Genomic DNA, 21,707 nt, shown 5'->3' with positions numbered 1-21,707 from the left:
GAAGTCTCACTCCGACGGGAGCTAATCCGTGAAAGACTTACTTAAGTTTCTGAAAGCGCAAACTAAGACCGAAGAGTTTGATGCGATCAAGATCGCTCTGGCCTCGCCAGATATGATCCGTTCATGGTCTTTTGGTGAAGTTAAAAAGCCAGAAACCATCAACTACCGTACGTTCAAACCTGAACGTGACGGGCTTTTCTGCGCACGTATTTTCGGGCCAGTAAAAGACTATGAGTGCCTGTGCGGTAAGTACAAGCGCTTAAAACATCGCGGTGTGATCTGTGAGAAGTGTGGCGTTGAAGTTACACAGACCAAAGTTCGCCGTGAGCGTATGGGCCACATTGAGCTGGCTTCACCGACTGCGCACATCTGGTTCCTGAAATCGCTGCCTTCGCGCATCGGTTTACTGCTGGATATGCCACTGCGTGATATCGAACGTGTTCTTTACTTCGAATCTTACGTTGTTGTTGAAGGCGGCATGACCAACCTCGAAAAGCGCCAGATCCTGACTGAAGAGCAGTATCTTGACGCGCTGGAAGAGTTTGGTGACGAATTCGACGCTAAAATGGGCGCGGAAGCGATCCAGGCTCTGTTGAAAAACATGGACCTGGAACAAGAGTGTGAAACTCTGCGTGAAGAGTTGAACGAAACAAACTCCGAAACCAAGCGTAAAAAACTGACCAAGCGCATCAAGCTGCTGGAAGCGTTCGTTCAGTCTGGTAACAAACCAGAGTGGATGATCCTGACCGTGCTGCCTGTTCTGCCACCGGACCTGCGTCCGCTGGTCCCGCTGGACGGCGGTCGTTTCGCTACGTCAGATCTGAACGATCTGTATCGTCGCGTGATCAACCGTAACAACCGTCTGAAGCGCCTGCTGGATCTGGCTGCTCCTGATATCATCGTACGTAACGAAAAACGTATGCTGCAGGAAGCGGTCGATGCGCTGCTGGATAACGGCCGTCGCGGTCGTGCGATCACCGGTTCTAACAAACGTCCTCTGAAATCTTTGGCTGATATGATCAAAGGTAAGCAGGGTCGTTTCCGTCAGAACTTGCTGGGTAAACGTGTCGACTATTCTGGTCGTTCGGTTATCACCGTAGGTCCATACCTGCGTCTGCATCAGTGTGGTCTGCCGAAGAAAATGGCACTGGAGCTGTTCAAACCGTTTATCTACGGCAAGCTGGAGCTGCGTGGTCTTGCTACCACCATCAAAGCCGCCAAGAAAATGGTTGAGCGTGAAGAATCTGTCGTCTGGGATATCCTGGATGAAGTGATCCGCGAACACCCGGTCCTGCTGAACCGTGCACCAACACTGCACCGTCTGGGCATCCAGGCGTTTGAGCCAGTACTGATCGAAGGTAAAGCTATCCAGCTGCACCCGCTGGTCTGTGCGGCCTACAACGCCGACTTCGATGGTGACCAGATGGCCGTTCACGTACCGCTGACGCTGGAAGCCCAGCTGGAAGCGCGTGCGCTGATGATGTCGACCAACAACATCCTGTCACCAGCGAACGGCGAGCCAATCATCGTTCCTTCTCAGGACGTTGTACTGGGTCTGTACTACATGACCCGTGACTGTGTTAACGCCAAAGGCGAAGGCATGGTGCTGACTGGCCCGAAAGAAGCTGAACGCGTTTACCGCGCCGGCCATGCGTCTCTGCACGCTCGCGTTAAGGTGCGTATCACCGAACACGAGAAAAGTGAGCAGGGCGAGTGGGTTGCTAAGACCAGTATCATCGACACCACCATTGGTCGCGCCATCCTGTGGATGATCGTACCAAAAGGTCTGCCTTACTCCATCGTCAACCAGGCGTTGGGTAAGAAAGCGATCTCCAAGATGCTGAACACCTGTTACCGCATCCTGGGCCTGAAGCCGACCGTTATCTTTGCTGACCAGACCATGTACACCGGCTTTGCCTATGCGGCACGCTCTGGTGCGTCTGTCGGTATCGACGACATGGTAATCCCGGCGAAGAAAGTGGAAATCATCACCGAAGCGGAAGCGGAAGTGGCTGAGATCCAGCAGCAGTTCCAGTCAGGTCTGGTTACCGCTGGCGAACGCTATAACAAAGTGATCGATATCTGGGCTGCGGCCAACGAACGCGTTGCTAAAGCGATGATGGAAAACCTCTCTACCGAACTCGTGATCAACCGCGATGGTGTGGAAGAGCGTCAGGTTTCCTTCAACAGCATCTTTATGATGGCCGACTCCGGTGCGCGTGGTTCTGCAGCGCAGATTCGTCAGCTGGCCGGTATGCGTGGTCTGATGGCGAAACCCGATGGTTCCATCATCGAAACGCCAATTACTGCGAACTTCCGTGAAGGTCTGAACGTACTCCAGTACTTCATCTCCACGCACGGTGCGCGTAAAGGCCTTGCGGATACCGCACTGAAAACAGCTAACTCCGGTTACCTGACCCGTCGTCTGGTTGACGTCGCGCAGGATCTGGTGGTGACTGAAGATGACTGTGGTACGCACGAAGGCATCATGATGACTCCGGTCATCGAAGGTGGCGACGTGAAAGAGCCACTGCGTGAGCGCGTATTGGGTCGTGTGACCGCAGAAGACGTGATCAAGCCGGGCACCGCTGATATCCTTCTGCCACGTAACACCCTGCTGCACGAACAGCAGTGTGACCTGTTAGAAGAACACTCTGTTGACAGCCTGAAAGTCCGTTCCGTCGTAAGCTGCGAAACTGACTTCGGTGTGTGTGCTCACTGCTACGGTCGCGACCTGGCACGTGGTCACATCATCAACAAAGGTGAGGCCATCGGCGTTATCGCGGCACAGTCCATCGGTGAGCCGGGTACACAGCTGACGATGCGTACGTTCCACATCGGTGGTGCGGCATCTCGTGCGGCTGCTGAATCCAGCATTCAGGTCAAGAACAAAGGTACGTTGAAACTGATCAACGCCAAGTCGGTAACCAACTCCGCTGGCAAACTGGTGATCACTTCACGTAACGTTGAACTGAAAATGATCGACGAATTTGGTCGTACCAAAGAGAGCTATAAAGTTCCTTACGGTTCTACCATGGCGAAAGGTGACGGCGAGCAGGTTGCAGCGGGCGAGACCGTAGCAAACTGGGATCCACACACCATGCCAGTCATCACCGAAGTGAGCGGTTTCATTCGCTTCACTGACATGATTGACGGCCAGACCATTACCCGCCAGACGGATGACCTGACCGGTCTGTCCTCACTGGTTATCCTCGACAGTGCAGAACGTACTGCGGGTGGTAAAGATCTGCGTCCAGCGCTGAAAATCGTTGATGCGAACGGTAACGACGTAATGATCCCTGGCTCTGATATGCCAGCTCAGTACTTCCTGCCGGGCAAAGCGATTGTGCAGCTGGAAGATGGCATCAAGATCAGTTCGGGTGATACCCTGGCGCGTGTTCCTCAGGAATCAGGCGGTACCAAGGACATCACCGGTGGTCTGCCACGCGTTGCTGACCTGTTCGAAGCCCGTCGTCCGAAAGAGCCGGCAATCCTGGCTGAGATCAGCGGCATCATTTCCTTCGGTAAAGAAACCAAAGGGAAGCGTCGCCTGGTGATCACTCCGATTGACGGTAGCGATCATTACGAAGAGATGATCCCGAAATGGCGTCAGCTGAACGTGTTCGAAGGTGAACGCGTAGAGCGCGGTGACGTGGTTTCCGATGGCCCTGAGTCTCCACATGACATTCTGCGTCTGCGTGGCGTGCATGCGGTGACCCGTTACATCACTAACGAAGTGCAGGAAGTTTACCGTCTGCAAGGCGTTAAGATTAACGATAAGCACATCGAAGTCATCGTTCGTCAGATGCTGCGTAAAGCAACCATCTCCAGCGCAGGAAGCACTGACTTCCTCGACGGTGAGCAGGTTGAGTTCTCACGCGTTAAGATCGCTAACCGCGAACTGGAAGCTAACGGCAAGATCTCTGCAACATTTGCACGCGATCTGCTGGGTATCACCAAAGCTTCCCTGGCAACCGAGTCGTTCATCTCTGCGGCTTCGTTCCAGGAAACCACGCGCGTGCTGACCGAAGCTGCCGTTGCGGGCAAACGCGACGAACTGCGCGGTCTGAAAGAGAACGTTATCGTTGGCCGTCTGATCCCAGCCGGTACCGGTTACGCGTATCATCAGGATCGTATGCGTCGTAAAGCTGCGGGCGAAGCGCCAGTCGTGCCAGTTGTCACTGCCGATGAAGCCTCTGCCAGCCTGGCTGAACTGCTTAATGCAGGAAACCTGGGCGGTAATGACGATTAATCGTCAACCACCTGTGGCATAATAAAAAACCTCGCTTCGGCGGGGTTTTTTTTCGACTCAACAAAATCACATGGAATAAAAATGCCAAATAATAAGGTTGTGATAGCGCTGGTACTGCTGGGTTTGAGCGCGAGAGTACAGGCAGAAGAGTGGGTGAACGCTCCGGTACAAAAAGTCTTTAAAAGCTGGCAGGTGACCTGCAACAACCTCAATGACTGTGATGTACGCAATACCGACGAGGCGCTGCGTATTACTCTTAAACGCAAGGCCGGGCCAGATGCGCAACCTTCGCTCAGTTTCCAGCAGTGGGGCGATCTGATACCACAGGGTATCTGGCTGGATGGCAAACCCTGGCATTCCGCTATTGAGATTGCGCCCTCAAAAATCAGTGGTGATGACAGCGCGGGTGGAAGCGATAAACTGGCCGATATCCAGCAGTGGGTGCAGGCGAGTAAAAATGCGTTGACCATCGCCCTTGCCCCCGGTTCTGAAGCCGCCTCACTCAGCGGGCTGAATGCGGCGCTGCTGCTGGTGGATGAACGTCAGGGGCGTCTGGGAAATCAGACAGCGCTGCTGAAAGTGGGCAACAACGAGCCGTCGATGGTGCCTGCCCGTCCGGCCCCCGAGGTGATGAACTTCCCGGTGCCAAAGGTGGTACCCCTCAAAAACGGGGCTGCACTGATCGACGCGGCCATTGCTGCTAACCATAAACTGCTCGCCAGTGAGAGCTGCGAGCCCGATACGGCTGCGCGTGAACGAAGTGAGGCGCTGCCGCTGAATGATAAACAGGCGCTGGTGTTGGTCAACTGTGGGCTGGGAGCCTATCAGTCAGCCAGCCTGTTGTTTGTCAGTTCACGCGATAACCCTGCTGAAGTGACGCAGTTGATGCTGCCCTTACCCGATAAAGATGACCAGGGTAAGCCGCTCGTCATGAGCTGGTTTACGGAAGCCAGCTACGATCCGCAAAGCGGTGAACTCTCCTGGGCCGGCCGCGGACGCGGTATTGCCGACTGCGGGGACAGTGGTGGCTGGAAATATGACGGAAAAGTCTTCCATCTGACACGCTATAACAGCCAGCCGGAGTGCAACGGTGGTGAACCGGGCGACTGGCCATCCCTCTGGGTGACGGCCGGAGCAAAGTAACCCTGTAGCCGGGGGGCGATGGCTTCCCCCTGCTGATCCGCCGCCTGGGCAGCGTTAAAGCGTGCTCAGGCATTTTTTCCGATGAGTTCAGAGAATAATAATGAATAATAACAAGTTAGTGATGGCGTTTATGCTGATGGGTTTAAGTACGGGCGTTCAGGCAGACGAGTGGGTTAACGCGCCGGTACAGAAGGTCTTTAAAAACTGGCAGGTCACCTGTAATAACGTGAATGACTGCGATGTCCGTAACACGGACAAGACGCTGCGTATCATCCTCAAACGTCAGGCAGGGGCGGAGGCACAGCCTTCGCTCAGTTTTCAGCAGTGGGCTGCGTTGAAAGCAGACGGGATCTGGCTGGATGGTCAGGCCTGGTCTTCAGATATCCAGATTGCCACACCGCAGAGCAGTGATGAGCACGTTGTGGGCAGTAGCGATAAGCTGGCAGTGATTCAGGCGTGGGTGACGCAGGCCAAAAATGCGGAGACGATAGCCTTTTCAGCCGGGCCTGAAAGCGCTTCTCTTGAGGGGCTGACCGCCGCACTGCTGCTGGTGGATGAGCGACAGGGGCGTCTGGATAATCAGACGGCCTTGCTGAAAGTGGGCGATAAACCCTCTTTAGCGGTTCTGCCCCGGCCCGCACCTGTGGCACTGAACTTCCCGGTGCCTGCCGTGGTGCCTTTGACCGATCCTGCCGCACTGGTGGACGGAGCCATTGCTGCCAATGGCAAGCTGCTGAAGCAACTGCAGTGCCCTCAGGATGAGGATACCCGCGCACGCAGCTATGCCGAACCGCTGAATAACACCCAGGCACTGGTGATGGTTAACTGCGGACCGGGAGACTTCAAAACATTAAACGTCGTGTTCATCAGTGAACGTGATAACCCGAAAGACACCCGGCGACTGACGCTGCCCCTGCCGCTGAACGGCACGGATGGCAAGCCGATGCAGGAAACGATGTTTGCCCAGGGCGGGTATGATTCAGCTGTCGGCCATCTCTATTTCTCCGATCGGGGTAATGAGGCTGCCGAGTGCGGTAATAACGGCGGCTGGATCTATGACGGCAAGACATTCCACCTGGCACGTTTTAAAAACCAGCCTGGCTGCAATGGCGGTCAACCGGCTGACTGGCCCTCTGTCTGGGTAACAGAAGGTAAAGAGTAAGGGGAAAACGGGGAGGGTATCCGCCTTTCCCGTCCCTGTCCCTCTGGGAAATTTCATATTTTCCGCAGTAAAATCGTGGTTAAACAGGACAGCTGTTATCTTCATGCCGACATTAATCCTAAGGAGTCCGACATGAAGATTGTTAAAGCCCTGCTAATGACCAGCCTGGTCAGTGCTTCTCTGCCTGTACTGGCTGCCGGTGATGAAGGGATGAAGAATCCACTGAGCGTGCATGTGCTGAACCTGCAGACCGGCGTGCCGACCTCCGGCGTGACGGTTGAACTCGAACAGCAGCAAAAGCAGGGCTGGGTAAAACTGGCTTCCGGCGTGACGGATAAAAACGGACGTATCCCGGCGCTCTACCCGGCAGGGAAAACGATGGCGGCGGGTGACTACAAAGTGGTCTTCAAAACCGGTGATTATTACAAACAGCAAAAGCAGCCGACTTTCTTCCCGGAAATCCCGGTGATCTTCCATGTGGAAAACAGCGACAGCCATTACCATATTCCCCTGCTGCTGAGTCAGTACGGCTACTCTACCTACCGCGGTAACTGATCGTCCGTCACAGCATAAAAAAAGGGCAACGCAGTGGAACGTCCGCGTTGCCCTCGGGTGCATCCTTCGACCCAGGCCACATCACTATAAGTTACGCACATCCTCGCAGGTCAGTCCGATATCCTTCAGCTGCGCGACACTCAACTGCGACAGGATCCGGCGCGTGCAGGCGCGTATACGCCTTGCCTGCCAGCGATGATAAGGCAGGAGAAAAACCGTTTTAATCAGCGACCAACTCAAGGGCTTCGCTGCTCTGTTCTCTTCAAACTCCATCACTGCCTCCTCATCACCGTGTGTATGCCGACTATTCTGTCGCTAACCGCGCTGATGATACAGATGCAAAAAACACCTTTTATTGACATACAGATTGCGCGATAGTGTGACTGAATGGTGATAATTGCCGCAATCTGTACTGCTTTAATGAAAAGTAACCGGGAGGACGGGATACAATGACGCGTTATCAACGGCTGGCAGAGTTACTGGCACAGCGTATTGAACAGGGGCTGTATCAGGCTGGCGAGCGGCTTCCGTCCGTGCGAACGCTCAGCGGCGAACACGGCGTCAGCATCAGTACCGTCCAGCAGGCGTATTATCTGCTGGAGGAGAAACAGCTGATCACCCCGCAGCCGCGCTCCGGTTATTTTGTTACCCCCCGTAAAGCTGCTCCCCCGCTGCCGCCGATCACCCGTCCGGTTCAGCGTCCGGTAGAGATCACCCAGTGGGATGCGGTGATGGACCTGCTCAACGCCCGGCTGGATAAAGATATGCTGCAGCTGGGCAGCGGTATGCCCTGTATCGACGCCCCTACGCTCAAGCCACTGTGGAAAATTATCAGCCGCCTGGGCCAGCAGCAGGATCCGCGCCTGCTGAGTTATGACAATCTTTATGGCGTGCCGGAGCTGCGCGAACAGGTCGCACGCCTGATGATTGACAGCGGCTGTCAACTGACGGCAGATGATATTGTGATCACCACGGGCTGCCATGAAGCCCTGTCCGTGTCGATCCGAGCAATCTGTCAGCCGGGCGATATTATTGCCGTCGAGTCCCCGGCTTTTCATGGCACCATGCAAACGCTGCGCGGATTTGGCATCCGCGCAATCGAAATCCCGACGGACTCGGTCACCGGCATCAGTCTGGAAGCGCTGGAACTGGCGTTTGAGCAGTGGCCGATCAACGCGGTGGTGGTGGTACCCAACTGTAACAATCCGCTGGGATTCGTGATGCCGGCACAGCGTAAGCAGGCCTTACTGACGCTGGCGCAGCGCTTTGATGCCGCCATTATTGAAGACGATGTTTATGGCGAACTGGCATTTGAGTATCCGCGCCCGATAACCATCAAGTCGCTGGATATGGATGGTCGCGTGTTGCTGTGCAGTTCCTTTTCTAAAACGCTGGCGCCGGGCCTGCGCGTGGGCTGGGTGGCACCAGGGCGTTATTTTGACCGCGTGTTGCATATGAAATACATCAGCACCGGCTCCACGGTCACGCAGACGCAGATGGCCGTGGCCGCGTTTATCCGTCAGGGCTATTACCAGCCCCATCTGCGGCGAATGCGCAGTGACTATCAGCGCAACTTTGAGGTCTTCACGCGGCGGGTTCGCCATCACTTCCCTTGTGGCATCTGCCTGACGCGGCCACAGGGAGGATTTCTGCTCTGGGTTGAACTGCCGGAGCCCTTTGATGCGCTGCGGCTCAATCAGGATCTGCGGGCATCCCATATTCAGATTGCCGTCGGCTCCCTGTTCTCCGCATCAGGCAAATACCGCAACTGCCTGCGCCTCAGCTATGCCCAGCCGTTTACCGATAAAACCGATCGCGCTCTGGAAATTCTGGGCGAGGCCGTTGAACGTGCCATGCTCTGCTGTCCAGCGGTGGCGGAGCCCTCCGCCCGTGGAGAGGCGGGAGAAGGCAGGGTCAGCGAGAAGGAAGGGTACTGACCCTGGCGGCTGACCGGATTGTCACCCGCGCTGTCACTATAGCGGGCCAGGCGACAGTGAAAAGTGGCCATCACTCAGCCTGCGTAGCGTCTTCCACCTTGTTTAACGGCGTTACCGGCGGCGACATTTTTTTGCGGCCATGCGTCCGGATCAAGGAAAAACGTCAACGCCGGGGGGCAGTCTGTGGTTCCGCCAGCTCGAGCAACTGGTGAGTGGCAGCACGCCAGTCACTGGCCTGGGTAATAGCACTTACCACGGCAATACTGCCTACGCCCGTGGCAAGTACCTGTGGTGCGCGATCGAGACTGATACCACCGATCGCCACGGTGGAGATCCCCTGCAACCGCGCCAGATGGCGGGTCAATTCTGCCAGACCCTGTGGCGCAGACGGCATGACTTTTGTCCGGGTGGGAAACACATGCCCCAGGGCAATATAAGAAGGCTGTTCAGCCAGTGCTCTCTCCAGTTCGGCGTCGTCATGCGTTGACAGCCCGAGCCGCAGCCCGGCTGCGTGAATCGCATCCAGGTCAGCAATATCCAGATCCTCCTGACCGAGATGGACACCGTAAGCCTGATGTTTTATCGCCAGCCGCCAGTAATCATTGATAAACAGGCGCGCCTGATAGCGCTTGCCCAGAGCAATGGCATCAATAATCTGCTGCTCGACTTCATGTTCTGCGCGGTCTTTAATGCGCAGTTGCAATGTACGCACGCCGGCATCCAGCAGGCGCGCAATCCATTCCACCGAGTCCACGACAGGGTAAAGGCCTAACTGTGCTGCGGTAGGTGGGAAAGCGTCACGACTCATATTTTTTCCTCTGGTTTCAGGGCGTCGGCGGGATGATAAAGTTCGCCGCCACGTTGACGAAATGCTCCAGACATCTGTGCCATGCCGACCGCGATCGGATGCGCTTCGGCCTCCTGGCGGGCAGCATATTCACGCACTTCCTGGGTGATCTTCATTGAGCAAAATTTAGGGCCACACATTGAGCAAAAATGGGCCACTTTCCCTGACTCCTGCGGCAGGGTTTCATCGTGATAGGCACGGGCGGTATGCGGATCGAGGGCCAGATTAAACTGATCTTCCCAGCGAAATTCAAAGCGAGCTTTTGACATCGCATTATCACGGATCTGCGCCCCGGGGTGGCCTTTGGCAAGGTCGGCTGCATGGGCAGCGATCTTATAGGTGATTAGCCCCTGCTTCACATCCTCTTTATTCGGCAGGCCGAGATGCTCTTTCGGCGTCACGTAGCATAGCATCGCGCAGCCAAACCAGCCGATCATCGCGGCACCGATGCCGGAGGTAAAATGGTCGTAACCCGGAGCAATATCTGTGGTCAGAGGGCCCAGGGTATAAAACGGGGCTTCATGACAGTGTTCGAGCTGTTCTGTCATATTGACGCGGATCATCTGCATCGGGATGTGGCCGGGTCCTTCAATCATTACCTGAACATCATATTCCCAGGCGATTTTGGTCAGCTCGCCCAGCGTGCGCAGTTCGGCAAACTGCGCTTCATCGTTAGCATCCTGGATGGAGCCCGGACGCAGTCCGTCCCCCAGTGACAGTGAGATATCATAGGCCGCGCAGATTTCACAGATATCGCGGAAATGCTGATAGAGGAAGCTCTCCTGGTGGTGTGACAGGCACCATTTTGCCATGATGGATCCACCGCGCGAGACGATGCCGGTCAGGCGTTTTGCCGTCATGGGCACGTAGCGCAGCAGGACGCCAGCATGGATAGTGAAATAATCTACGCCCTGTTCAGCCTGTTCAAGCAGGGTATCGCGGAAGATAGCCCAGCTCAGATCCTCCGCCACGCCGTTCACCTTTTCCAGCGCCTGGTAAATGGGCACCGTGCCAATGGGAACCGGGCTGTTGCGCAGGATCCACTCGCGGGTTTCATGAATATAGCGGCCGGTAGACAGATCCATGACCGTATCGGCCCCCCAGCGAACCGACCACACCAGTTTTTCCACTTCCTCCTCAATAGAAGAGCTGACCGCAGAGTTACCGATATTGGCGTTTACCTTCACCAGAAAGTTTCGGCCAATAATCATCGGCTCTGATTCCGGGTGATTAATATTGGCCGGGATAATGGCACGTCCGCTGGCAACCTCCTGACGGACAAACTCGGGGGTAATGTTGTCGGGCAGATGCGCGCCGAAGCTGTGCCCGGGATGCTGTTGCAGCAGCACTTCACTGCGGATCCGCTCGCGGCCCATATTTTCACGCAGGGCGATATACTCCATTTCCGGCGTCACTATGCCCTGGCGGGCATAGTGCATCTGAGTCACACAGCGACCCGGTAGTGCACGGCGTGGACGTGGCAGATGCTCAAAGCGGAGATGATCCAGTCCTGCGTCGGCCAGGCGTTGCTGCGTAAATGTCGAACTGACCTCACTGACCTGCCCGGTATCATTGCGCTGAAGGATCCAGTTGCTGCGTAATTTTTGCAGTCCGGCATGAACATTAATGGTGGCGTCCGGATCGCCGTAAGGGCCCGCCGTATCGTATACCGGCACCGGCTCATTCTCCTCCAGCAACGGCCGATCCTGACTGCCGCCCACGGTGGTTGGGCTGAGTTGTATTTCACGCATTGGTACACGGATATCCGGCTGTGACCCGCTGAGGTAGATCCGTTTTGAATGCGGGAAAGCGGTACCGCGCAGGGAATCAATAAACTGTTGCGCTTCCGCCCGCTGCTCGCGACGACGGCTTTTTTTTTCAACGACAGGTTTTTCATGAGTAGACATAGCAATTTCCTGATAAAAGGGAAGTTTGCTTGCCTGGAGGCGGGAGTAATAAGAACGTTGTGAGAAAACTCATTTCACAGCGTTTTAGATTTTACTCTTGTTCCCTTCGCAGGTTCTAACCTGATCAGGTTCCGCGGATCCCGAATTAACGGTCTCAGCCCCTAAGGGCACTCCGACAAGAAGAATAGTGTCTTTTAAGCGGCTTTTATAGCCAGCCAGCCTGGATGCTCACGCACCAGACGTAAGCGCGCCGACCGGGCGACGCTTAAACCACAAAATGGGCACTGAAAGGGCTAAGCAGACTTCACCCTGACAGCCCATTCAGCATAAAGGGGCTTTTTGGAAACGACAAGAAGTTTAAATGACCGCTGCAGGTCAGGCCGGGCGCGCGAGCGTACAGGCGTTAGCCGCTTCCTGATTTTCCGCGTTTTTTTCCAGCGCCAGCTTGATGAATTTATCTTCCAATGTAAAACGTGCCTCCAGCGCTTCACCGACAACCGACAGAGCATGCTGGAATTCCCGATAGTTATCGTGATCGATAGCGCTTTCCAGATGAGAATCATAAACCTGCATAATCAGGTCGGTATTGGCTTTTAATGAAGGGTAAATAAGCGACGCTTTAGCCAACTGCTCTGTGCCTTCCAACTCTTTGATAAATCGTTCGTAGACAGTGAAGTGGCCCGTTGAAAGGTAATCCACCAGATTCTGGCAGAACATATCCAGCGCGTTTTCATCGAGCGTCGTCAGCGTATCCTTGTTAGGCTTGATACCAGCCATGTGATAATAGGCAATCAGCAACTGCTTGCGTGAGCGCAGACAAAAGTCTACCAGTTCACTGCACCCGCCAACGCGCGCGGTGAGGACTTCCAACTGGTTAAGCATGTTCTACTCCGTGAGTGTTATATTTTAACGTCTGACCTCAATCCAGTCTTTAAGCTGAGGATGATGAGCAAAATGATGGAACAGGAAATTTTAAGCGTAGACGCTGGCTGGTGGATTGTCAGCATGGAACATAAAATTTGGTTACCAAAAGGCGAACTTCCACGAGGGAGCGCAGATTCACTCGGCCTGAAAGGATCCCTGGGATCCCCGATTGGGGAGTGGCAGGGCGAGACGGTATGGTTGATCCGGGATACCCGTCCCCAGGAAATGGGATCGCTGCGGCAGTTGCTCGATCAGGATAGCGGCCTGTTCCAGCTGGTTGGTCGTGGCATCCAGCTGGCTGAATTTTACCGCTCTCACCGCTGGTGTGGTTACTGCGGCCATGAAATGCACCACAGTAAAACAGAATGGGCCTGCCTGTGCAGCCACTGCCGCCAGCGTTACTACCCACAAATCGCTCCCTGCATTATCGTGGCTATCCGGCGTGGCGAAGAAATACTGCTGGCGCAGCATACCCGGCACCGGAACGGCGTATTCACCGTGCTGGCCGGTTTTGTGGAAGTCGGGGAAACCCTTGAGCAGACGGTAGCGCGTGAAGTGATGGAAGAGAGTGGGATCACGGTAAAAAATCTGCGCTATGTTTCATCACAGCCCTGGCCCTTTCCACAGTCATTAATGATGGCTTTCATGGCTGATTATGACGCTGGCGAGATCAATATCGATCCGAAAGAGCTGTTATCCGCTGGCTGGTATCGTTTTGATGCTCTGCCACTGCTACCGCCTGCCGGAACCGTTGCGCGCAGGTTGATTGAGGACACCGTTGTTTTATGTCGCGCAGAGGCGGAATAATCACGCTGGGAATATGTCTTTTAGGAATTGTTTTTATTTGCGATATAATCTCCTGGCAATATCAGCCTCCTGCCAGGAGCTCCTGGATTAATTTAAATAGAGAAGATTAACTGACTTTATCTCGCGGGGAATTTCAAATATCATTCTGTGATGAAAACGGTTGATAGCCTGTGCTATTCAAATGGTTATATTAAGTCAGGCTTAAGTAACTACTATTTCGACTGTAGTGTCATGTGAGTTTTTTCTTATTTATCTGGATGTGTATTTGTTTTGCAGGAAATGCTGAACAACGCCGTCTTGCATTTAATTATTAAGGGCCATAATTGAAACATGTCATAGTGTTTCCGTAGGTGGCGAATTACGCTAATGTCTGAAACAAAAAAACAAGGTTGCCTGTGGGGCATCTGGCTCTGCTGGGGGGTGAGCATTAGTGCCTTTCTGCTTTCGACAAGGACGGTCTTATTGCTCTCTTTGGCTGGCATGGCGTGCTTTAGCCTGCTGCTAATAATTTCGAGTCTACATACAAAAAGGATGTTTACAAACGTGTTTAATTTCAACAGGAAAGAAGAAGACCGAGCCAATGAAAAATTGCCTTCACCCGTCAAAGTAGAACCCAGTACCCTGTTCCCTTCTTCTTTAAACGACGATAACAGTACGAAAGAAACCGTTATTTCTATCGGGACGGTATTACGCGGCGAAGTGACCAATGAAAACAATATTACCATCAACGGCGTTGTCGAAGGTGACCTGACCAGCCAGAAAAGCACACAAATAGGGAAAGAGGGGAAAGTTATCGGCAAGATAAAATCCCTTAAACTGGTGGTTAACGGACTGCTTAAGGGAAGCTGTTATGCCAGAACGGTGATTATTATGTCGCGTGGCCGGATTGAAGGTGAAGTGTATGCGAACGAGTTTTCCATTGAGAAGGGTGGGGTGTTCATTGGAAACTCTCATCAGATTGAGGAGCCGCAGGCGCTGCCAGATAAAAAAGATAAAAAACTGCTGGCGGCTAACAGCGACCGCACTCCTGTTCTTACCGCAGTCGATCAAAAAGCCGCTAAAATCCCCCCTGTCAGTGAGAAAAAATAAGCCATACCCTCTTTCTGTTTTCCCCGCCCCTGATTCTGCCTGTTCCCGCTCAGCCGGGTTGCTCGCGCCGACCGCTCAATTTTTTGAGTGGTCGATCATCGTCAATTCCAATAAATGTTACACTGGCAGTCTGTATGGTGAGAGAGTCTCGTGATGAATGAACTGAAGAACGATCGATATCTGCGTGCGCTGCTGCGTCAGCCCGTTGATGTTACCCCGGTATGGATGATGCGTCAGGCCGGGCGTTATCTGCCGGAATACAAGGCCACCCGTGCGGTCGCCGGCGACTTTATGTCGCTGTGCAAAAATGCCGAGCTGGCCTGTGAAGTCACGCTGCAGCCCCTGCGGCGCTATGCGCTGGATGCGGCGATCCTGTTCTCCGATATTCTGACCATTCCCGACGCAATGGGCCTTGGACTGTATTTCGAAACCGGTGAAGGCCCACGTTTTTCCTCGCCGGTTACCTGTCGTGCTGATGTCGAAAAGCTGCCCATCCCGGATCCGGAGCAGGAACTGGGTTACGTGATGAACGCCGTGCGCACCATCCGTAAAAATCTTAACGGCGACGTGCCGCTGATCGGCTTCTCCGGCAGTCCATGGACGCTGGCGACCTATATGGTGGAAGGCGGCAGCAGCAAAGCGTTTACTAAACTGAAAAAGATGATGTATGCCGACCCGCAGACGCTGCATCTGATGCTGGACAAGCTGGCTGACAGCGTGACGCTGTACCTCAATGCACAGATCCGGGCGGGCGCGCAGTCGGTCATGATATTTGACACCTGGGGTGGCGTGCTGACCGGGCGTGATTATCTGGAGTTCTCCCTGCACTACATGCACAAAATCGTCGATGGGCTGCTGCATGAAAATGAGGGACGTCGTGTGCCGGTTACGCTGTTCACGAAAGGCGGCGGACAGTGGCTGGAGGCGATGGCTGCCACCGGTTGTGACGCCCTGGGCCTTGACTGGACGACCGATATGGCTGACGCCCGTCGTCGCGTAGGCCATAAGGTGGCGCTGCAGGGGAATATGGATCCGTCGATGCTCTATGCTTCTCCAGCGCGAATTGAGCAGGAAGTCGCAGGTATCCTGGAAAGCTTTGGTCAGGGCGAGGGGCATGTCTTTAACCTCGGCCACGGTATTCATCAGGATGTTCCACCAGAAAACGCGGGTGTGTTTGTGGAGGCAGTACACAAGCTCTCGCGTCCTTACCACCAGTAATAATCCGCAAGGGGGAAAAAATGGATATTGCAGCTTTACGTAATGAGCAGCGCCAGCGCGCGGCAGAAATCCTCTGCCAGGATGACTTTGATGTGATGCCCCCCAGATTTATTGGCGGGGCCGATGTCGGGTTTGAACAGGGCGGTGAAGTGACCCGTGCCGCACTGGTGATCCTTGAGTATCCCTCCCTGCAGATGGTGGAGTATCAGGTGGCCCGTATCGCCACCACGATGCCCTATATCCCCGGCTTTCTGTCATTCCGTGAGACACCCGCACTGCAGGCTGCGTGGCAGCAGCTGGAGCATCATCCTGACCTGCTGCTGGTCGATGGCCACGGCGTGGCGCATCCACGTCGTCTTGGCGTGGCCAGTCATTTCGGCCTGTTGGTGGACGTACCGACGATTGGTGTGGCGAAAAAACGGCTCTGTGGCAAGTTTGAACCGCCAGGAGCTGAACCTGGCAGCTGTGAAGCACTGAGGGATAAAGAGGAACTGCTGGGCTGGGTGCTGCGCAGCAAGGTACGCTGTAATCCGCTGTTTATCTCACCGGGGCACCGGGTCAGTCACGCCACCGCCCTGGAATGGGTACAGCGCTGCCTCAAGGGTTATCGTCTGCCCGAGCCTACACGCTGGGCTGATGCAGTTGCCTCACGCCGCGCCGCTTTTACCGGGTTGCCGCCGGGTTAACCGTGCCGCTCAGTGGCTTTTCAGGTACACTGCGGCAAGCGCATTAATACTGAGATCCCGATATGTTACGTAACCCGATTCATCTGCGGCTGGAAAAGCTGGAAAGCTGGCAGCACGTTACTTTTATGGCCTGCCTGTGCGAACGCATGGCGCCTAACTACCGCGAGTTTTGCCAGCAGACAGGATTTGGTGACGGCCAGCTTTACCGCCGTATCCTTGATCTGCTGTGGGAAACGCTGGTGGTGAAAGACGCGAAAGTGAATTTTGACAGCCAGCTTGAAAAACTGGAAGAAGCTATTCCTTCTGCAGACGACTACGATTTGTACGGCATATACCCGGCGATCGATGCGTGCGTCGCGCTGAGCGAACTGCTGCACTCTCGCCTTAGCGGCGAAACACTGACCCATGCGATTGCCGTGAGCGAAACCTCCATTACCACGGTGGCGATGCTGGAAATGACCCAGGCCGGTCGCGAAATGACCGAAGAAGAGCTAAAAGTGAATCCCGCCGTTGAAGAGGAGTGGGACATCCAGTGGGAGATATTTCGCCTGCTTGCAGCCTGTGAAGACCGGGACCTCGAGCTGATAAAAGGACTGCGATCTGACCTGCGTGAATCCGGTATTAGTAATATCGGTATAAATTTTCAGCAGTAAGGCGACAAAACGTGACTTCAGGCCTGATTTGTAGCGCCTTTGGGCTTCACATTCGCCCCCAGTCTGGTCTACATTTGGGGGGCTGAAAAATGTGGCTATCGGTGCGTGTATGCAGGAGAGTGCCAGAAACTGGTTTTTCCCTCGCACTCGATGCTTAGCAAGCGATAAATACACTGTAAGGATAACTTATGAACAAGACTCAACTGATTGATGTAATTGCGGACAAAGCGGACCTGTCAAAGACCCAGGCTAAAGCTGCTCTGGAATCCACCCTGGCTGCGATTACTGAGTCTCTGAAAGAAGGTGATGCTGTACAACTGGTTGGTTTTGGTACCTTTAAAGTTAACCACCGTGCTGAGCGTACTGGCCGCAACCCGCAGACTGGCAAAGAAATCAAAATTGCTGCTGCAAACGTACCGGCATTTGTTTCTGGTAAAGCACTGAAAGACGCTGTTAAGTAATCGTCTGACGGTGAAGAGTTTAAACAGGGGGGCGTTCTGCCCCTTTTGTTTAAACCGCCTGCTGCAGAGGTTATGTTGCTCTCCTCCCGAATCATTTTACCTTACGTCGTTTTCCCCCTTAACGGTTTCTCGCGCTTCCTGCGGGTTGTGATACTCTTTTCTGCATGAAACTGACCTCCTTCGCCCGAACGCTCTCTCTTGCCACCCTGATTCTACTGGCAGGCTGCAGTTCGCATTCTGACTTACCCGACTTTACCGCAAGCGGCTATCTGGCCGATCGCGGCGTGGTGCGTATCTGGCGCAAAAATCACCAGCAGCAGGTCGCGCATCTGATGACGGTCTACACCCCGTTTAACGGCGCGGCGACGGAAACAACCGACTATCTCTGGCAGCAGGATCAACTGCTCTCGGTTGAGCGGCATGTCGCGGGTGATAAACCTGATGATGTTACGCTGCGCTTCGACCAGAGCGGTGGACTGAGTTTTATGCAGCGCCAGCTGTCTGGCCGGCGTGAGGCACTGACGGAGGACGAGGTGGCTCTCTACCGCTTCGACGGGCAGCGGATGCTGAAAATCAGTGATGACCTGCTGTCGGGAAGTGTGTTGCTCAGGCAGGGCAGGTGGCAGCAGGATGGCAGCGTCAGCACTTGTCAGGGCAAAAAGGTGCAGCCGGCGCTTGAAAGCGTTGAGTTGAGCCAGATTGCGCGTCAGCAGCGGGCGGCGGCAGGCCCGGTCAGTGTTGCCTGGCTGGAGGCACCGGGGGGAACTCAGCTGCTGCTGGTGACCGCCAGCGATCTCTGCAAGACGGAGCCGAAAGAACAGGATTTTTAATCTAAAAAAAGGGCGATCAACGATCGCCCCTGATGCTGTCCTGCGCCGGGCGGATTAACACGCCGCCCGGGGAGACTATTTACGATCTATAGCGCGGTAACCGATATCGTTACGGCAGAAGCTGCCCTTCCATGAGATCGGCCGGGCCAGTTCATAGGCACGTTTTTGCGCAGCGGCAACATCGTCACCCAGCGCTGTGACGCAGAGTACGCGCCCTCCGTTAGTGACCACCAGGTCGTCCTGCAGCGTGGTTCCGGCATGGAACACCTTGCCGTCCGCCACTTCTTCCAGCGGCAGTCCGTGGATTTGCTCGCCGTTGACGTAATCCCCCGGGTAGCCGCCTGCGGCCAGAACCACACCCAGCGACGGACGTGGGTCCCAGACAGAATCCTTTTCGTCCAGCCTGCCGTCAACGGCGGCCAGGCAGAGCTCGACCAGATCCGACTGCAGACGCAGCATGATCGGCTGGGTTTCAGGATCGCCAAAGCGGCAGTTGAATTCGATCACTTTGGGCTGACCACTTTTGTCGATCATCAGACCCGCATACAGGAACCCGGTGTAGACATTGCCTTCACCGGCCATACCGCGCACGGTCGGCCAGATCACTTCATCCATCACACGCTGGTGGATCGCATCGGTGACCACCGGAGCCGGGGAGTAAGCCCCCATCCCGCCGGTATTCGGGCCGGTATCACCATCGCCGACGCGTTTGTGATCCTGGCTGGTGGCCATCGGCAGCACGTTCTCACCGTCGACCATCACGATGAAGCTGGCTTCTTCACCGTCGAGGAACTCTTCCACCACGATACGATGTCCCGCATCGCCAAAGGCGTTACCAGCCAGCATATCCTGAATGGCGTCTTCGGCTTCCTGCAGCGTCATGGCTACAATGACCCCTTTACCTGCCGCCAGCCCATCGGCCTTAATGACGATCGGGGCACCTCTTTCACGCACATACGCCAGAGCCGGTTCAACCTCGGTAAAGTTCTGGTATTCGCCGGTAGGAATTTTATGCCGCGCCAGGAAGTCTTTGGTAAAGGCTTTTGAACCCTCCAGCTGTGCAGCCGCCTGAGTCGGGCCAAAGATCTTCAGGCCCGCTGCGCGGAAAGCATCCACCACGCCGATGACCAGCGGGGCTTCCGGGCCGACGATGGTCAGATCGATTTTCTCATCGCGGGCGAAGGCCAGCAGGGCAGGGATATCCGTTGGGCCGATGGCCACATTCTGCAGTGCAGGCTCCAGGGCCGTACCGGCGTTACCCGGTGCAACAAAGACGGTCTCAGCCAGCGGGGACTGCGCGGCCTTCCAGGCCAGCGCGTGTTCACGGCCGCCATTACCAATCACTAAAATTTTCATCAGAGGCTCCGTTATTAATGGCGGAAGTGGCGCATGTCGGTGAAGATCATTGCAATACCGTGTTCGTCAGCGGCGGCAATCACTTCCTCGTCACGAATGGAACCACCCGGCTGGATCACACAGGTGATGCCGACCGCGGCGGCGGCATCGATACCGTCGCGGAACGGGAAGAAGGCATCAGAGGCCATGGCAGAGCCTTTCACTTCCAGGCCTTCATCGGCAGCTTTGATACCGGCGATTTTAGCGGAGTACACGCGGCTCATCTGGCCGGCACCTATGCCGATGGTCATACTGTCACGCGCATACACGATGGCATTTGACTTCACAAACTTCGCTACCTTCCAGCAGAACAGGGCATCACGCAGTTCCTGTGCGGTTGGCTGGCGCTGGCTGACCACGCGCAGGTGGCTTTCATTCACCATCCCGAGGTCACGATCCTGTACCAGCAGGCCGCCGTTAACACGCTTGAAGTCCAGACCGGTTTGACGCTGCTGCCACTGACCACAGGTCAGTACCCGCACGTTCTGTTTGCTGGCGGTGATCTTCAGGGCGGCTTCAGTCGCAGAGGGGGCAATGATCACTTCGACAAACTGGCGGCTGACAATCGCCTGCGCGGTCGCTTCATCCAGCTCACGGTTAAAAGCAATGATGCCGCCGAAAGCTGAGGTCGGATCCGTTTTATACGCACGTTCGTAAGCGGCCAGAATCGACTCTCCCACCGCCACGCCGCACGGGTTAGCGTGCTTAACGATAACGCAGGCGGGCTGGTCGAACTCTTTCACACACTCCAGTGCTGCGTCGGTATCCGCAATGTTGTTATAAGAGAGCGCTTTGCCCTGCACCTGTTGCGCCGTCGCGACTGAGGCCTCTGCCACATTCTCTTCTATATAGAAAGCGGCATCCTGGTGGCTGTTCTCACCGTAACGCATATCCTGCTTCTTGATGAAGTTCAGGTTAAGGGTGCGCGGGAAGCGGCCGGAAGGTGCCTGGGTTTCACCGTGATAAGCCGGAACCAGGCTACCGAAGTAGTTGGCAATCATACTGTCGTAGGCGGCGGTATGTTCGAACGCCTTAATGGCCAGGTCGAAACGGGTGGCCAGCGTCAGTGAATTATCGTTGGCGTCCAGTTCCGCAATAATAGTCTGGTAGTCACTGCTCTTCACCACAATCGCCACGTCTTTGTGGTTCTTGGCAGCGGACCGTACCATTGTCGGGCCACCGATATCGATGTTCTCAACTGCGTCTTCCAGCGAGCAGCCTTCACGGGCAACGGTCTGGGCGAAGGGATAGAGGTTAACCACAACCATATCAATCGGAGAGATGTTGTGCCCGGCCATGATGGCATCATCCTGACCGCGGCGTCCTAAAATGCCACCATGCACTTTCGGATGTAGCGTTTTAACGCGTCCATCCATCATTTCCGGGAAACCGGTGTAGTCGGACACTTCAGTGACGGGCAGACCGGCGTCTGCCAGCAGGCGTGCGGTGCCGCCGGTGGAGAGCAGCTCGACGCCACGCTGGGAAAGCGCCTGAGCGAATTCGAGGATACCGGCTTTGTCAGACACGCTGAGTAGCGCGCGGCGTACAGGACGATGTTGTTGCATGGTGGTTTTATCCCTTGGCTTTGGATCGCATATAAAGAGCGTTATAGGAAGCTTAGACATTCTCTTCTTCCTTATAAGAAGAAAGAAGCGCGATTAAGGTTCGTGTAACGCCCCTGAAGGGGCTTCCATTATGCGCGGGCATTGTAGCGAAAACGATTGCGCGATGCTCGTCAAAATTAGCGCGATGCCTGGATTGTGGATAAGTTTGTGCATAAGCAGGTATAAAGCGGGGTTTTGCTGGGGATTGCAGCGAACAGTCTCATTATCGCAAATTAG

Annotated in this window: 18 protein-coding genes and 1 riboswitch; of the genes, 12 read left to right on the top strand and 6 right to left on the bottom strand. The window is 55.0% G+C overall.

Annotation, left to right across the window (positions count from 1 at the left end):
* Window positions 1–28 precede the first annotated feature (28 nt).
* The 4 genes from rpoC (at window position 29) to uraH (ending at window position 7,112) form a co-directional block, all read left to right on the top strand.
* Window positions 29–4,252: a DNA-directed RNA polymerase subunit beta' gene (gene rpoC / locus EPE01S_RS21155; protein WP_062749154.1), complete on the top strand. Its 4,224-nt coding sequence runs from the start codon at window positions 29–31 to the stop codon at window positions 4,250–4,252.
* Between the two features lie 81 nt (window positions 4,253–4,333).
* Window positions 4,334–5,395, top strand: a complete 1,062-nt coding sequence (locus tag EPE01S_RS21150) for a DUF1176 domain-containing protein (RefSeq protein ID WP_062749152.1) — start codon at window positions 4,334–4,336, stop codon at window positions 5,393–5,395.
* Window positions 5,396–5,495: 100 nt separating this feature from the next.
* Entirely contained in the window at window positions 5,496–6,557 is a 1,062-nt protein-coding gene (locus EPE01S_RS21145; RefSeq protein ID WP_062749150.1) for a DUF1176 domain-containing protein, read from the top strand.
* A gap of 132 nt (window positions 6,558–6,689) precedes the next feature.
* The gene (gene uraH, locus EPE01S_RS21140) at window positions 6,690–7,112 is read left to right on the top strand and encodes a hydroxyisourate hydrolase (RefSeq protein ID WP_062749148.1); all 423 of its coding nucleotides are present in this window, start codon (window positions 6,690–6,692) and stop codon (window positions 7,110–7,112) included.
* Window positions 7,113–7,196: 84 nt separating this feature from the next.
* Here uraH and EPE01S_RS21135 read toward each other — a convergent pair whose 3' ends face one another.
* Window positions 7,197–7,385, bottom strand: coding sequence for a DUF1127 domain-containing protein (locus EPE01S_RS21135; protein ID WP_062749146.1), 189 nt, complete (start codon window positions 7,383–7,385; stop codon window positions 7,197–7,199).
* A 176-nt stretch (window positions 7,386–7,561) separates the two neighbouring features.
* On the opposite strand from EPE01S_RS21135, the gene EPE01S_RS21130 reads away from it, so the two are divergent.
* On the top strand, window positions 7,562–9,049 hold the full coding sequence (locus EPE01S_RS21130; protein WP_062749144.1) for an aminotransferase-like domain-containing protein: 1,488 nt from the start codon (window positions 7,562–7,564) through the stop codon (window positions 9,047–9,049).
* 163 nt (window positions 9,050–9,212) lie between these two features.
* Here EPE01S_RS21130 and thiE read toward each other — a convergent pair whose 3' ends face one another.
* The 3 genes from thiE to EPE01S_RS21115 form a co-directional block, all read right to left on the bottom strand.
* Window positions 9,213–9,857: a thiamine phosphate synthase gene (gene thiE, locus EPE01S_RS21125; protein WP_062749142.1), complete on the bottom strand. Its 645-nt coding sequence runs from the start codon at window positions 9,855–9,857 to the stop codon at window positions 9,213–9,215.
* On the bottom strand, window positions 9,854–11,803 hold the full coding sequence (gene thiC, locus EPE01S_RS21120; RefSeq protein ID WP_062749140.1) for a phosphomethylpyrimidine synthase ThiC: 1,950 nt from the start codon (window positions 11,801–11,803) through the stop codon (window positions 9,854–9,856). The genes thiE and thiC overlap by 4 nt, the downstream gene beginning before the upstream one ends.
* An 84-nt stretch (window positions 11,804–11,887) precedes the next feature.
* Window positions 11,888–11,988: riboswitch (TPP riboswitch) on the bottom strand.
* Between the two features lie 190 nt (window positions 11,989–12,178).
* Entirely contained in the window at window positions 12,179–12,685 is a 507-nt protein-coding gene (locus tag EPE01S_RS21115; RefSeq protein ID WP_062749138.1) for an Rsd/AlgQ family anti-sigma factor, read from the bottom strand.
* A 75-nt stretch (window positions 12,686–12,760) separates the two neighbouring features.
* Between EPE01S_RS21115 and nudC the strand changes: the two genes are divergently transcribed.
* The 7 genes from nudC to EPE01S_RS21080 all read left to right on the top strand — a co-directional run bounded on the left by nudC (window position 12,761) and on the right by EPE01S_RS21080 (window position 18,471).
* A complete protein-coding gene (gene nudC, locus EPE01S_RS21110; protein WP_062749173.1) occupies window positions 12,761–13,534 on the top strand; it encodes an NAD(+) diphosphatase in 774 nt (257 codons plus the stop codon).
* A 366-nt stretch (window positions 13,535–13,900) separates the two neighbouring features.
* Complete coding sequence (locus EPE01S_RS21105; RefSeq protein ID WP_084344229.1) at window positions 13,901–14,623, top strand: bactofilin family protein; 723 nt, start codon at window positions 13,901–13,903, stop codon at window positions 14,621–14,623.
* A 153-nt stretch (window positions 14,624–14,776) separates the two neighbouring features.
* Window positions 14,777–15,841 (top strand): uroporphyrinogen decarboxylase, encoded by a 1,065-nt coding sequence (hemE, locus tag EPE01S_RS21100; RefSeq protein WP_062749134.1) that lies wholly within the window; start codon window positions 14,777–14,779, stop codon window positions 15,839–15,841.
* A gap of 20 nt (window positions 15,842–15,861) precedes the next feature.
* The gene (nfi, locus tag EPE01S_RS21095) at window positions 15,862–16,527 is read left to right on the top strand and encodes a deoxyribonuclease V (protein ID WP_062749132.1); all 666 of its coding nucleotides are present in this window, start codon (window positions 15,862–15,864) and stop codon (window positions 16,525–16,527) included.
* 62 nt (window positions 16,528–16,589) lie between these two features.
* Window positions 16,590–17,180, top strand: coding sequence for a YjaG family protein (locus tag EPE01S_RS21090; RefSeq protein ID WP_062749130.1), 591 nt, complete (start codon window positions 16,590–16,592; stop codon window positions 17,178–17,180).
* A 188-nt stretch (window positions 17,181–17,368) separates the two neighbouring features.
* Window positions 17,369–17,641, top strand: coding sequence for a nucleoid-associated protein HU-alpha (gene hupA / locus EPE01S_RS21085; protein WP_002438605.1), 273 nt, complete (start codon window positions 17,369–17,371; stop codon window positions 17,639–17,641).
* 164 nt (window positions 17,642–17,805) lie between these two features.
* Window positions 17,806–18,471, top strand: coding sequence for a DUF1481 domain-containing protein (locus EPE01S_RS21080; protein WP_062749128.1), 666 nt, complete (start codon window positions 17,806–17,808; stop codon window positions 18,469–18,471).
* A 75-nt stretch (window positions 18,472–18,546) separates the two neighbouring features.
* On the opposite strand, the gene purD is transcribed toward EPE01S_RS21080, so the two are convergent.
* The gene (gene purD / locus EPE01S_RS21075; RefSeq protein ID WP_062749126.1) at window positions 18,547–19,827 is read right to left on the bottom strand and encodes a phosphoribosylamine--glycine ligase; all 1,281 of its coding nucleotides are present in this window, start codon (window positions 19,825–19,827) and stop codon (window positions 18,547–18,549) included.
* A 14-nt stretch (window positions 19,828–19,841) separates the two neighbouring features.
* Complete coding sequence (gene purH, locus EPE01S_RS21070) at window positions 19,842–21,431, bottom strand: bifunctional phosphoribosylaminoimidazolecarboxamide formyltransferase/IMP cyclohydrolase (RefSeq protein ID WP_062749124.1); 1,590 nt, start codon at window positions 21,429–21,431, stop codon at window positions 19,842–19,844.
* Between the last annotated feature and the right edge of the window lie 276 nt (window positions 21,432–21,707).

Source organism: Erwinia persicina NBRC 102418 (assembly GCF_001571305.1).
Taxonomy (GTDB): Bacteria; Pseudomonadota; Gammaproteobacteria; order Enterobacterales; family Enterobacteriaceae; genus Erwinia; species Erwinia persicina.
The sequence above is the reverse complement of the archived record's forward strand: the minus strand, read 5'-3'. Positions and strand labels throughout refer to the sequence as shown.

Excerpts from the sequence above, each read along its gene's own strand:
- hemE (WP_062749134.1), top strand. The coding sequence starts at position 14,777 with ATGAATGAACTGAAGAACGATCGATATCTGCGTGCGCTGCTGCGTCAG.
- EPE01S_RS21130 (WP_062749144.1), top strand. The coding sequence starts at position 7,562 with ATGACGCGTTATCAACGGCTGGCAGAGTTACTGGCACAGCGTATTGAA.
- EPE01S_RS21135 (WP_062749146.1), bottom strand. The coding sequence starts at position 7,385 with ATGGAGTTTGAAGAGAACAGAGCAGCGAAGCCCTTGAGTTGGTCGCTG.
- thiE (WP_062749142.1), bottom strand. The coding sequence starts at position 9,857 with ATGAGTCGTGACGCTTTCCCACCTACCGCAGCACAGTTAGGCCTTTAC.
- EPE01S_RS21105 (WP_084344229.1), top strand. The coding sequence starts at position 13,901 with ATGTCTGAAACAAAAAAACAAGGTTGCCTGTGGGGCATCTGGCTCTGC.
- EPE01S_RS21080 (WP_062749128.1), top strand. The coding sequence starts at position 17,806 with ATGAAACTGACCTCCTTCGCCCGAACGCTCTCTCTTGCCACCCTGATT.
- nfi (WP_062749132.1), top strand. The coding sequence starts at position 15,862 with ATGGATATTGCAGCTTTACGTAATGAGCAGCGCCAGCGCGCGGCAGAA.
- purD (WP_062749126.1), bottom strand. The coding sequence starts at position 19,827 with ATGAAAATTTTAGTGATTGGTAATGGCGGCCGTGAACACGCGCTGGCC.
- uraH (WP_062749148.1), top strand. The coding sequence starts at position 6,690 with ATGAAGATTGTTAAAGCCCTGCTAATGACCAGCCTGGTCAGTGCTTCT.
- thiC (WP_062749140.1), bottom strand. The coding sequence starts at position 11,803 with ATGTCTACTCATGAAAAACCTGTCGTTGAAAAAAAAAGCCGTCGTCGC.
- purH (WP_062749124.1), bottom strand. The coding sequence starts at position 21,431 with ATGCAACAACATCGTCCTGTACGCCGCGCGCTACTCAGCGTGTCTGAC.
- EPE01S_RS21145 (WP_062749150.1), top strand. The coding sequence starts at position 5,496 with ATGAATAATAACAAGTTAGTGATGGCGTTTATGCTGATGGGTTTAAGT.
- EPE01S_RS21150 (WP_062749152.1), top strand. The coding sequence starts at position 4,334 with ATGCCAAATAATAAGGTTGTGATAGCGCTGGTACTGCTGGGTTTGAGC.
- EPE01S_RS21115 (WP_062749138.1), bottom strand. The coding sequence starts at position 12,685 with ATGCTTAACCAGTTGGAAGTCCTCACCGCGCGCGTTGGCGGGTGCAGT.
- EPE01S_RS21090 (WP_062749130.1), top strand. The coding sequence starts at position 16,590 with ATGTTACGTAACCCGATTCATCTGCGGCTGGAAAAGCTGGAAAGCTGG.
- hupA (WP_002438605.1), top strand. The coding sequence starts at position 17,369 with ATGAACAAGACTCAACTGATTGATGTAATTGCGGACAAAGCGGACCTG.
- nudC (WP_062749173.1), top strand. The coding sequence starts at position 12,761 with ATGGAACAGGAAATTTTAAGCGTAGACGCTGGCTGGTGGATTGTCAGC.